General features: G+C 58.8%; 9 protein-coding genes. 3 read left to right on the plus strand and 6 right to left on the minus strand.

All coding sequences use genetic code 11. The features are described from left to right. Nucleotides 1–15: 15 nt before the first annotated feature. Nucleotides 16–1,152, minus strand: a complete 1,137-nt coding sequence (locus tag SB725_RS19650; protein ID WP_410922498.1) for an acyl-CoA dehydrogenase family protein — start codon at nt 1,150–1,152, stop codon at nt 16–18. Between the two features lie 243 nt (nt 1,153–1,395). Between SB725_RS19650 and SB725_RS19655 the strand changes: the two genes are divergently transcribed. Next, complete coding sequence (locus tag SB725_RS19655) at nt 1,396–2,292, plus strand: GlxA family transcriptional regulator (RefSeq protein WP_172825971.1); 897 nt, start codon at nt 1,396–1,398, stop codon at nt 2,290–2,292. Between the two features lie 196 nt (nt 2,293–2,488). Here the strand turns inward: SB725_RS19655 and zapE are convergent, their stop codons facing one another. The 3 genes from zapE to SB725_RS19670 all read right to left on the minus strand — a co-directional run bounded on the left by zapE (nt 2,489) and on the right by SB725_RS19670 (nt 5,684). Continuing rightward, nucleotides 2,489–3,583, minus strand: coding sequence for a cell division protein ZapE (zapE, locus tag SB725_RS19660; RefSeq protein ID WP_027922671.1), 1,095 nt, complete (start codon nt 3,581–3,583; stop codon nt 2,489–2,491). A gap of 91 nt (nt 3,584–3,674) precedes the next feature. Next, complete coding sequence (locus SB725_RS19665; RefSeq protein ID WP_410922499.1) at nt 3,675–5,030, minus strand: tryptophan--tRNA ligase; 1,356 nt, start codon at nt 5,028–5,030, stop codon at nt 3,675–3,677. A gap of 24 nt (nt 5,031–5,054) precedes the next feature. Beyond that, nucleotides 5,055–5,684, minus strand: coding sequence for an alpha/beta hydrolase (locus SB725_RS19670; protein WP_410922500.1), 630 nt, complete (start codon nt 5,682–5,684; stop codon nt 5,055–5,057). A 144-nt stretch (nt 5,685–5,828) separates the two neighbouring features. On the opposite strand from SB725_RS19670, the gene SB725_RS19675 reads away from it, so the two are divergent. Beyond that, the gene (locus SB725_RS19675) at nt 5,829–6,263 is read left to right on the plus strand and encodes a YhcB family protein (RefSeq protein WP_027922668.1); all 435 of its coding nucleotides are present in this window, start codon (nt 5,829–5,831) and stop codon (nt 6,261–6,263) included. Nucleotides 6,264–6,459: 196 nt separating this feature from the next. On the opposite strand, the gene SB725_RS19680 is transcribed toward SB725_RS19675, so the two are convergent. Next, complete coding sequence (locus tag SB725_RS19680; RefSeq protein WP_059182174.1) at nt 6,460–7,164, minus strand: OmpA family protein; 705 nt, start codon at nt 7,162–7,164, stop codon at nt 6,460–6,462. A gap of 103 nt (nt 7,165–7,267) precedes the next feature. Then, a complete protein-coding gene (locus SB725_RS19685; RefSeq protein WP_027922666.1) occupies nt 7,268–7,912 on the minus strand; it encodes an MBL fold metallo-hydrolase in 645 nt (214 codons plus the stop codon). Nucleotides 7,913–8,123: 211 nt separating this feature from the next. Here SB725_RS19685 and SB725_RS19690 point away from each other — a divergent pair. Then, nucleotides 8,124–12,243: matrixin family metalloprotease (locus SB725_RS19690; protein ID WP_410922501.1), on the plus strand; the 4,120-nt coding region annotated here is incomplete at its 3' end.

Genomic DNA, 12,243 nt, shown 5'->3' on the forward strand with positions numbered 1-12,243 from the left:
TTCAGTCAATGCAGATCAAAGCGAACGCGCAATAATCTCCTTCATGATTTCATTGGTCCCCGCATAAATCCGCTGCACCCGCGCATCCGCCCACGCCCGGGCAATCGGGTATTCCCACATAAAGCCGTAGCCACCATGCAACTGCACGCACTCGTCGAGTACCTTGCATTGCAGGTCCGTGCCCCAATACTTGGCCATCGCCGCCGTCGGCACGTCCAGCTTGCCTTGCAGGTGCAACTCCAGACAGCGATCGACGAAGACTCGGCCAATCTGAATCTCGGTGGCCATCTCCGCCAGCTTGAAGCGCGTGTTCTGGAAATCGGCAATCGCCTTGCCGAACGCCTTGCGTTCGCGGGTGTAGTCCAGCGTCCATTGCAACGCAGCCTCAGCCGACGCCAGCCCGCCGATGGCCACGGTGAGGCGTTCTTGCGGCAATTCCTGCATCAGGTAAGCGAAGCCCATCCCGGCCTGCCCCAACAGGTTTTCCTTGGGCACCCGAACGTCCTGAAAGAACAATTCCGACGTGTCCTGCGCCTTCATCCCGACCTTTTCCAGGCGCTTGCCCTTGTCGAAGCCGGGGGTGCCGGCCTCGACCAGAAACAGACTAGTGCCCTTGGCGCCGGCCTTCGGATCGGTCTTGGCCACGACAATCACCAGGTCCGCCAGAAAGCCGTTGGTGATGAAGGTTTTCGAACCGTTGATGATGTACTCGTCGCCATCCAGCACCGCCGTGGTCTTCACCCCTTGCAGGTCGGAACCGGCCCCCGGCTCGGTCATGGCGATCGCCGTGACCATCTCGCCGGACACCAGTTTCGGCAGGTATTTGTGCTTCAACGCCTCACTGCCGTAATGCAGGATGTAAGGCGCCACAATGTCCGAATGCAGGGAGAAACCGATCCCGGTCAGCCCCAGGCGCCCGACCTCTTCGATCACCACCGCGCTGTACAAAAAGTCCGCGCCCAACCCGCCGTATTCCTCCGGCAGATGCGAACACAACATCCCCGCCTCCCCGGCCTTGCTCCAGAGTTTTCGGTCGATATAGCCTTGTTTTTCCCACTGTGCATGGAACGGAACGGCCTCTTTTTCGAGGAATGTACGCACGCTGTCGCGGAAAAGTTCGTGCTCGGAACTGAACAAGGTTCTGGGGATCATGCGGCACCTGTCGTTATTGTTAGAGGAATGGCCCTTCAGAGACTAAGCCTCACCTCCGACACAGGACACTGGACACATCAGACAAAAAATAAGACGATCCAGCCGTTTGATGACCACTTTCCCTTATAAAAATAAAGTTGAATTATGTCTAAGCACGTCTCCACGCCCCTGCGGCGCGTCAGCATCCTGGCGATCGACCGGGTTTTCGCTTCCACCCTCCTGCAAGCCAAAGATTTCTTCCATCTGGCCAGCCTGCGCTATGGAAAACAGCTGGGCCAGGGCCTGACACCGGCATTTGAAACCCGGTTGGTCAGCCCCGACGGCAAGCCAGTGAACAGCTTCAGCGACGTGATCATCCCGGTAGACGGCGGCCTGGAAAACGCCGACATCATCATCCTCCCCGCCTTCTGGGACGACTTCGAGACGCTCTGCAAACGTTATCCGCAGGTCTTCCCGTGGCTGCGCGAGCAACATGCCCGCGGTGCGGTGCTGTGCGGCGAAGCGACAGGGGTGTTCTGGCTCGCCGAGGCCGGCCTGCTCAATGGCAAGGAAGCGACCACGTACTGGCGCTTCTTCAACGCGTTCGCCGAGCGCTACCCGCAGGTTCAGCTGAATCAGGACAAGCACCTGACCGACGCCGACAACCTGTATTGCGCCGGCGGTACCACCTCGGCCTGCGATCTCTACATCTATCTGATCGAGCGCTTCTGCGGCGCCAACGTATCGCAGGCCGTGGCGCGGGATATCCTCTACGAAGTCCAGCGCAGCTATTCCCCGGGACGGATTGGTTTTGGCGGCCAGAAGCTGCATCAGGACGTGATCATCCTGCAGATCCAGCACTGGCTCGAAGAGCACTTCGCCGACAAATTCCGCTTCGAAGACGTCGCCCGCGAACACGGCATGAGCATCCGCAACTTCATGCGCCGCTTCCAGACCGCGACCGGCGACAAGCCGCTGCATTACCTGCAACGCCTGCGCATCGAAACCGCCAAGGGGCTGCTGTCCGGCAGCCGCAAGAGCATCAAGACCATCAGTTATGAGGTCGGTTACGATGATGCAAGCTTCTTCGCGCGGCTGTTCCGCCAGCACACGGAACTGTCGCCGAACCAGTATCGGCAGCAGTTTCAGCAGGCGGCGTAATACTCAAATCCAACACATATCCAATGTGGGAGCGAGCTTGCTCGCGATTGCGGTGTGTCAGTCGACATCAATGTTGAATGTGAAACCGCCATCGCGAGCAAGCTCACTCCCACAGGGTCCGCGCTGGAGTCAAGGTCTGCTCAAGGCATAAAAAAGGGCCTGCAAATGCAGGCCCTTTTTTTGTGTCCGAATCGTCCTACGGCTTGTGCGCCCGGGACAGGAATTCGTGCGACTGCATTTCCAGCAGACGGCTGAGCGTGCGCTGGAACTCAAAGTTCAGGCGACCGCCGGTGTAGAGGTCTTTGAGCTCGACTTCGGCTGAAATGATCAGCTTGACGTTACGGTCATAGAACTCGTCGACCATGTTGATAAAGCGACGGGCGATGTCATCCGTGGTGACGCTCATCTGCTCGACACCGCTGAGCAGCACGGCGTGGAAGATCTTGCCCAGTTCGATGTAATCGTTCTGGCTGCGTGGGCCGTCGCACAGTTCGCGGAAGTCGAACCAGGCCACGTCATCACACGTACGTACCGCGCGGATGGCGCGATTCTCGATCATCAGCACGTCATTTTCGACCGCGGCGGTGCATTCCGGCGTCAGTGCGCGGAAGCTCTTGCGCAGGCTTTCCTGAGCGGCTTCGTCCAACGGAAAGTGGAACAGTTCCGCTTGTTCAAGATGACGCAGACGGTAATCGACGCCGCTGTCGACGTTGACGATGTCGGTGTTCTGCTTGATCAGCGCGATGGCCGGCAGGAAGCGCGCGCGTTGCAGGCCGTCCTTGTACAGGCCGTCCGGCACGATGTTCGAGGTCGCGACCAAGGTCACGCCGTTCTTGAACAGCTCTTCCATCAGCGTGCCAAGAATCATGGCGTCGGTGATGTCGGAGACGAAAAACTCATCGAAGCAGATCACGCGCGACTCGTCGGAGAAACGCTTGGCGATGATGGTTAGCGGGTTTTTCTCGCCACCGAGGGTCTTCATCTCCTCGTGCACGCGCTTCATGAAGCGGTGGAAGTGAGTCCGGGTCTTTTCCTTGAACGGCAGCGCTTCGAAGAAGGTGTCGACCAGGTAAGTCTTGCCGCGACCCACGCCACCCCAGAAGTACAGGCCCTTGACCGGCGCCTGCTCTTTCTTGCCAAACAGTTTGCCAAACAGGCCCGGCTTGCTCTGCGAGGCCGCGACCAGATCGTCGTACAGGCGCTGCAAATGGCGCACAGCAGTTTCCTGCGCGGCGTCATGGAAGAATTCCGGGCGCTTCAGATCAGCTTGATATCGTTCTAGGGGCGTCATAATTCGTTAGCAAGGCAACAAAAACGGGCCGTCACTGTAGCGACGGCCCGGGGGAATGGCAATCGGCCCTTGGTCGGGTCGAGCCGCTGTTTTATTCCTGAACCGGCGTCAACGCAACGCGCAGGGCGTCGATGGCGCCGTCACGCGCGGCGCTGTCGGCGAATGCCGGGCTGTCTGCCACACACTCGCCTTCCAGCCAGACACTGAAGCTCAGGTCTTCGCTGCGCAGGTCCAGAGGCTGGCCCGCTTGCAGTTGCTTGGTCACTTGCCCAGCGGTTTTGCCGTCGGCAAAGTTGCGCGACAACAGCAGTTGCTCGCCATCGGCCGCCAGCAGACGGAAGCGGAAACTGCCGTCGTCTTCACGGAAGCTGACAAAACGTGCTGCTTTCGCGGCTTTTTTCTTGGTAGTGGCCGCGACTTGAGTCTGCGCCACGAAAGAACGCAGGCCGACCGCTTCACGCAGTTCGTGAAGGAACGGTGTCGCCACGGCACGGGCCTTCTTGGCGCCGACTTGCAGCATGTCTTCCAGGTCCGCCGGGCGTTCGATCAACTGGTGATAACGCTCGCGGGACTCGCCCAGTTCGCTGTCCAGCAACTGGAACAGACGATTCTTCGCTTCGCCCCAACCCAGGCCCTGCAACAGTTCGCTGCGGAACTCGTTGGACTGCGCCGGGGTGGCAAATGCCTGGAACAGTGTGAACAGGTGCGAATTGTCCGGGTCTTTGGCTTCGCCCGGCGCGCGCGAATCGGTGACGATCCGCGAAATCGCGTCCTTCATCTCTTTGGCGCTGCTGAACAACGGGATGGTGTTGTCGTAGCTCTTCGACATTTTGCGACCGTCGAGGCCTGGCAGCGTGGCAACACTTTCTTCAATCAGCGCTTCAGGCATGGTGAAGAATTCTTTGCCCTGACCGAACAAATGGTTGAAGCGCTGACCGATGTCGCGGGCCATTTCCACGTGCTGGATCTGATCGCGACCGACCGGCACCTTGTGCGCGTTGAACATCAGGATGTCCGCGGCCATCAGCACCGGATAGCTGTACAAGCCCATGGTGATGCCTGCATCCGGGTCTTCGCCGGTCTCAACGTTCTTGTCCACCGAAGCCTTGTAGGCGTGGGCGCGGTTGAGCAGGCCCTTGGCGGCGACGCAGGTCAGCAGCCAGGTCAGCTCGGGGATTTCCGGGATGTCGGACTGGCGATAGAACGTCACGCGGTCCACATCCAGGCCACCGGCCAGCCAGGTCGCGGCGATTTCCAGACGCGAGCGCTGGATGCGCAGCGGGTCATCGCATTTGATCAGGGCGTGGTAGTCGGCCAGGAAGTAGAACGAATCGGCATTGCTGTCACGGCTGGCGACGATCGCCGGGCGGATGGCGCCGGCGTAGTTGCCCAGGTGTGGCGTGCCGGTGGTGGTGATGCCGGTGAGGATACGGGTACGAGTCGTCATGGGTAATCGCTTGTCAGACTGCAATCAATTCGAAAGACGCGGCAGGATCAGATCCTTGAGATCGGTCAGCTTGCCATGAAAAAAGTGTCCGCATTCTGCCACTTTCAGCAGCTCATGGGGACGCTCGAGTTTCGCGGACCAGTCGTAGACGGCTTGCGGGTCGATCACTTCGTCGGTTTCCGGCTGGATCAGGGTCAATTCGCCGTGTTGCGGCAGTTGATCCTGATCGCCCAGGCGCATGACAGCGGGCGCTACCATGAACACATGTTTCAGCTGTTCGCCCTTGGCTTCCAGGCGTCCGCCGAGACTGGCGGCAACAAAACCGCCGAAGGAGAAACCGAACAGGGTCAGTGGCAAATCTGGATGTTTGGCCCGCAGCCATTCGGCCACCGCCTCGGCATCGTCGACTTCGCCGGTGCCCATGTCGTGGGCGCCTTCGCTGGCACCGACGCCACGGTAGTTGAACCGCAAGGTAATCAAACCGGCATCACGCGCGGTGCGCTGCAGGGTCGACACCACTTTGTTGAGCATGGTGCCGCCCTGCACCGGGTTCGGATGGCAGATCAGCGCAATGCCGCGTGGCTGCTCATTATCGAGGTAAAGGGCTTCCAGTTGACCCACCGGGCCATCAATCACTACAGGGGTTTCGCGCATAAGCAAGGAAGGAACTCCGTGACCTCGAATCGGGTCGACTCGTCTAGCAATTTGTCTGTGCCAATCTATTGCGAGTGAATCGCGGTATACAGCGCAGGTTCGAGCCGTTAACGTAAAGCAAAGCCGTTTATAGAGGAAGGACTCGTGGAACACTCGCTCTTAGTTTGGTTGTTACCGACTCTTGCCCTGGTTGTGGGTGTCGCCATTGGATTCCTGATCGCTCGCCTGGTGCCAAATGCCGCGCCGAGCAGCACGCAACGTCAGCTGGATGACATTCAGGAACGTTTCGACAATTATCAGAATGAGGTGGTAACCCACTTCAACAGCACGGCCACCCTGGTCAAGAAGCTGACTCAGAGCTATCAGGAAGTGCAGGATCACCTCGCCGAGGGCGCCAACCGCCTGGCCCTGGACGAGCAAACTCGCCAGCGCTTGCTGGCCTCCTTGCACGCCGATGCGGCAACGGCCCCGCGTGAACGCCTGACGCCGCCGCGCAACCAGGAGCCGCCTCGCGATTACGCACCAAAATCCCCGAACGCGCCGGGCATGCTTGATGAGCATTACGGCCTGAAGAAGTAATCAGGTTTAGCGCAATACAAAAGCCCTCGGACGAGTGATTGTCCGGGGGCTTTTTTGTTGCTGATGTTTGGGTTGTCAGCACTGGCCTCATCGTCGGAACAAATCACACAAAAAAGCCCGCCCGATCTGTTGAGGATCGGGCGGGCTCTTTTTTTACGCCTGGGGTTCAGTCAGGTTGGTAAAGGTAAAACGGTTATTACTGAGGATACTGCTGACCCGGAATCGCTTTCAAGTTGACTTCAACGCGACGGTTCTGTGCCCGACCATTGGCATCACCGTTGCTGGCAATCGGATTATCCGGGCCGGCACCGCGAGCCGAGAGATTGGCACCGCTCACGCCTTGCGACGTCAGGTAAGTCGCCACGCTCTGTGCACGACGCTGGGACAGGTCCATGTTGTGCTGACGCGCGCCGGTGCTGTCGGTGTAGCCGACGATCTCGATCTGGTTCTGGTTGAACTCCTTGAGCGAGCCCGCCAGGTTGTTCAACGGCTGATAGAAGCTTGGGGCGATGTTCGCCGAATCGGTGGCGAACGTGATGTTGCCCGGCATGATCAGTTTGATCTGATCGCCCTGGCGCTGCACTTCAACCCCGGTGTTGGCCATGCTGGCGCGCAGTTTTTTCTCTTGCTGGTCGGCGTAGTAACCGTAACCGGCGGCGGAAGCACCCACCACCGCAGCGCCGATCAGCGCGCCCTTGCCACGGTTATCGTGGTTGATCGCGGCACCGGCCAAGGCACCCGCCAAGGCACCGAGGCCGCCGTATTTAGCGGTTTTGCTCATGCCTTCGGAGCCAGTATCAGCCTGCCCCTGAGGCTGGCCATTGTAAGGGTTGGGCGAAGCACAGCCCGACAGCAAGGCCACTGCGGTAGCGACAATAATCAAAGGACGCATGGTGAACATTAAGAGCTCCTACTTTTTGCATTCTGTGGTGCAACGGACTTAAGCATTGGACCTTTGCGGGCGTTGGATCGTCGCGCCGGTCAAAAATTCCCTGTGTTACAAATCAGGCCCGCACGAACGGGTTCTCGCGCATTTCATCGCCCAGACGCGTGTCCGGACCATGCCCGGTGACCACGGTCGCTTCTTCGTCGAGGGTATACAGCCGCTGCTTGATCGACCGCACGATGGTCGCCTGATCGCCGCCCCACAAATCCGTGCGCCCTACCCCGCGTCGAAACAGCGTATCACCGGCAATCAGCAGCTTAGCCTCTGAAAACCAGAAGCTCATGGAACCTGGCGTATGCCCCGGTGTGTGGATCGCCACACCGCAACCGCAAGCCAGTTCTTCGTCATCGGCCAACCAGCGATCCGGCGACGGAACCGGCGTATAAGGCACTCCGAACATCTGGCACTGCATTTCCAGGTTGTCCCAGAGAAACTGATCTTCTTTGTGCAGGTGCAACGTCGCGCCGGTTTTCTCCTTGAGCTGACCGGAGGCCAGGAAGTGATCCAGGTGCGCGTGGGTATGGATGATGCTGACCACCTTCAAGCCCAAGGCATCGAGGCGCGCCAGAATCAATTCATGATTGCCGCCCGGGTCGACGACGATCGCCTTTTTAGTGATCGGGTCGCCGATGATGGTGCAGTTGCACTGCAACGGGCCGACGGGGAAGGTTTCGCGGATCAGGGCGGGGTTTGTAACGGTCATGGGAAATCGATGGCCTGTATTGGACAGAAGGCATTGAACATGGCTTCAGGATTCTACGCCACTCGCCGATACAGTTCTCCAGGCCAATTACTTGACGTCAGCAACAGAAAAGTAGTGGCCAGATGATGTCAACCGTACCGATTCTGGTGCAGAATTGTACTTTTGTAGCGGCCGCATCCAGGAAGGGCCGCAGCGCACTCAGGAATTTCGCATGCCCACTCCGACTGGTTCCACCTTAAGCTTTTATTCTTCGTTGACTGGCGTCAAACCCGTAGACAGTCTGCTCTCCGGAACTTACTGGCTAGGTTCGAGCTGGACCGTTGGAGGGTCGACGAACCTGAGCTACAGCTTCATCTCGGGCAGCAATTCCTACTTTGCTACCAACTACAGTGCCGACAATGAATACCTGGCAATGTATGAGCTGTCGCAGGACCAGCGTGGCGGCATTATCAGAGCGCTGAGCTCTTGGAGTGCGGTCGCCAATATCAAATTCACCCAGACCACCGACGATATCTCGAACGTCGGAGACCTGCGCTTTGGCGGCTATGCGCTGATGAAGGATCAGGCCGCTGCCTGGGCCTACACACCGTCCAATACGCCCAAGGGCGGGGATGTCTGGATCGGCGACCCAGCCAATGAGTTCCCGATCAATGGCTCCTACGATTACATGACCTATATCCACGAGATCGGTCATGCCATCGGACTTAAACACCCCTTCTCGCCCAACTCGCTGAACACCACGATCCTGGACCCGTCGCTGGACGATGTCCGCTTCACCGTGATGAGCTACAACAATAACTACTCGTATCAGCCTACAACGCCGATGCTTCTGGACATTCTCGCGATCCAGGCACTGTATGGGGCCAATACCCAGTGGCAATCCGGTGACAACGTTTATCGTTGGGAGAGCTACCAGAAGGTATTCGAAACCATCTGGGACTCCGGCGGTACCGATACGATTGACGCCAGCAACCAGCTGAATTCGGTCAACCTCGACTTGAACGAGGGCGCGTTCAGTTCCATCGGTGTCTACTTTGAGAACAGCACCAGCGGGACCACTTACATCTTCAACAGCGGTCTTGCGATTGCTTACGGTACGAAGATCGAAAACGCTATTGGCTCGACGTTCAACGATATTTTGAAAGGCAATGCCCTGGACAACGTCCTGGATGGCCGCGAAGGCGCGGATACCATGTACGGTGGCGCGGGTAACGATACTTACTACGTCGACAATAAAAATGATGTGGTCGTTGAAACCGGTACGTCCGCCACGGAAATCGACTCGGTAATTTCGACGGTCAGCTACAACCTCACCTTCAGCCCCAACGTGGAAAACCTCACGTTGCTCACTAGCGGCAACCTCAACGGGACCGGCAACGCTTCGAACAACGTGATCACGGGTAACGCCGGCAACAACGTTCTTGATGGCGATGCCGGCGCTGACACCCTGATTGGTGGCGCTGGCAACGACACCTACATCGTCGACAATGTGAACGACGTCGTCATCGAGACCAGCACTCTGGTCAGCGAAATCGACACCGTTCGCTCGTCGGCGACGTTCATGCTGGGCGCGAACCTGGAAAACCTCATCCTGACCGGCAATGCCAGCGTCAACGCCATTGGTAACGCACAGAACAACGTGCTCACAGGCAATGATGGCGACAACCAGTTGAATGGTGGCTTAGGGCTGGACACCATGATCGGTGGCAAGGGCAACGATGCCTATGCGGTGGATCAAGCGGGCGAATTGACGCTGGTCGTGGAAAACGCCAATGAAGGCAGCGACACCCTGCATGTCATCTACAACGCAACCGCCCAGGACAATCTTGTCGATCTGCGCGTGAGCAATCTGCAGAACGTCGAGAACGTATTGCTGTTGGGCACCGGCGCCTTTTCGGCGGTCGGCAACGACCTGAACAACGCCCTGACCGGCAACGGCTCGTCCAACACGCTTGACGGTGGACTGGGCAACGACACCCTTGATGGGGGCGCTGGCGCCGACACGATGATCGGCGGACTCGGTAACGACACCTATGTCGTGGACGACGTTGCGGATTCGGTGGTCGAAGCCGCCAACGAAGGCATCGACCTGGTCCAGAGCTCCATCGGGTATGCGCTGGGCGCCAATATCGAGAACGGCCAACTGGTAGGTACTGCCCAGGTCGACCTTACCGGTAACGATCTGAACAACCTCCTGACCGGTAACGCGGGCGCGAACATTCTCAACGGCATGGCCGGTGCCGACATCATGGACGGCGGGGCTGGCAACGACAGCTACTACGTCGACAACGTCGGTGACGTGGTCATCGAACGGGGCGCGTCCACCTCGGAAATCGACGCAGTCGCCGCCTCTATCGACTACACCCTGGGCGCCAATGTCGAATACCTGACCCTGCTGGGCTCGGCCAATCTCAACGGCACCGGCAACATCCTGAACAACGTGATCACCGGGAATGCCGGCGACAACATCCTCGATGGTGGCGCCGGCGGCGACTACCTGGCGGGAGGGACGGGTAACGACACTTACCTGGTCGACAATGTCGGCGACGTGGTGGTGGAAACCAGTACCCTGGTCAGTGAAATCGACACTGTGCGCTCCTCCGTGACATTCACGCTGGGTGCAAACCTGGAAAACCTGACGCTCGTCGGCACGAACACCGGCCCCATCAACGCGTTCGGCAACAGCCAGAACAACGTGCTGACGGGCAACGATGCCGACAACCAGTTGAGCGGTGGCGGCGGTCTGGACACGATGATCGGCGGCAAGGGTGATGACGGTTACATCCTGGATCAGTCCGGTGAACTGGCGCTGGTTCAGGAAAACGCCGGAGAAGGCAGAGACTCGCTGTACGTCACCTACAACGCGACCGCACAGGATTATGTGGTCGACCTCGGCTTGAGCAATCTGCAGAACGTCGAGGACGTCCTGATCCAGGGCAGCGGCGCATTCAGCGTGACCGGCAACGCCTTGAACAACGGCATGATCGGCAACAGTGGCGACAACCTGATAGACGGCGGCCTGGGCGCCGACTTCATGGCAGGCGGCACAGGCAACGACACCTATGTCGTCGATAACATTGGCGACGTCGTCAGTGAAACCAGTACTGTCGCCGGCGAAATCGACACCGTGCGCTCCTCGGTCACCTATGTGCTCGGCGCCAACCTGGAAAACCTCACCCTCACCGGCACCGCCAACATCAACGGCGTCGGCAACACCCAGAACAACGTGCTGATTGGCAATGATGGCGACAATCAGCTCAACGGTGGCGCCGGACTGGACACACTGATCGGTGGCAAGGGTAACGATGACTACGGTATCGACCAGGTGGGAGAACTGGCCCGTGTTCAGGAAAATGCGAACGAGGGGATCGACACGCTCTACATTGGCTACAACGCCGGCGACCCGAGGCTGTTCAGCAGCTATGTCGACCTGCTCGGTAATCTGCAGAACGTCGAAAACATCATTGTGCAGGGCAGCGGGTCATTCAACCTGACGGGCAACAGCCTGAACAACGCCCTGACCGGCAACGCCGACAACAACGTGCTCGACGGCGGCACCGGCGCCGACACCCTGGACGGCGGCGCCGGCAACGACACCTACTACGTCGACAACGTCGGTGACGTGGTGATCGAGCGCGGCACTTCAACCTCGGAAATCGATACCGTCAACGCCACGCTCAGCTACACCCTGGGTGCCAACGTTGAAAACCTGAACCTGCTGGGCGTCGGTGACATCAACGGTACAGGCAACGCCCTGAACAACCGTATCACCGGCAACAACGAAGACAACATCCTGGACGGTGGCGTGGGTGCCGACTTCATGGCGGGCGGTCGCGGCGACGACACCTATATCGTCGACAACGTCGGCGATGTCATCAGCGAAACCAGTGAAGTGAATTTCGAAATCGACAGCGTTTTCGCCTCGGTCACTTACACCCTGAGTGCCAACCTGGAAAACCTGACCCTGACTGGCACCGACAACATCAATGCTATCGGCAACGCCCGGAACAACGTGTTGATCGGCAACGATGGCGACAACCAGCTCAACGGCGGTCTGGGTCTGGACACCATGAGCGGTGGCAAGGGCAACGATGCCTACGCGCTCGACCAGGTCGGCGAACTGACGCGGATTCAGGAAAACGCCGGGGAAGGCAATGACTCGCTGTACGTGGTCTACAACGCAGACCAAGGCAACGCCATCAACCTGGGCGTGAGCAATCTGCAGAACGTCGAGAATATTCTGCTGCTGGGCACCGGCGCATTCAACCTCACCGGCAACAGCCTGAACAACACCTTGACCGGCAACGCCGACAACAACGTGCTCGACGGCG

Origin of the sequence: Pseudomonas sp. SIMBA_041, from assembly GCF_046535095.1 — a bacterium.
GTDB classification, from domain to species: Bacteria; Pseudomonadota; Gammaproteobacteria; order Pseudomonadales; family Pseudomonadaceae; genus Aquipseudomonas; species Aquipseudomonas mucoides.

Excerpts from the sequence above, each read along its gene's own strand:
- SB725_RS19650 (WP_410922498.1), bottom strand. The coding sequence starts at position 1,152 with ATGATCCCCAGAACCTTGTTCAGTTCCGAGCACGAACTTTTCCGCGAC.
- zapE (WP_027922671.1), bottom strand. The coding sequence starts at position 3,583 with ATGACGCCCCTAGAACGATATCAAGCTGATCTGAAGCGCCCGGAATTC.
- SB725_RS19665 (WP_410922499.1), bottom strand. The coding sequence starts at position 5,030 with ATGACGACTCGTACCCGTATCCTCACCGGCATCACCACCACCGGCACG.
- SB725_RS19670 (WP_410922500.1), bottom strand. The coding sequence starts at position 5,684 with ATGCGCGAAACCCCTGTAGTGATTGATGGCCCGGTGGGTCAACTGGAA.
- SB725_RS19680 (WP_059182174.1), bottom strand. The coding sequence starts at position 7,164 with ATGTTCACCATGCGTCCTTTGATTATTGTCGCTACCGCAGTGGCCTTG.
- SB725_RS19685 (WP_027922666.1), bottom strand. The coding sequence starts at position 7,912 with ATGACCGTTACAAACCCCGCCCTGATCCGCGAAACCTTCCCCGTCGGC.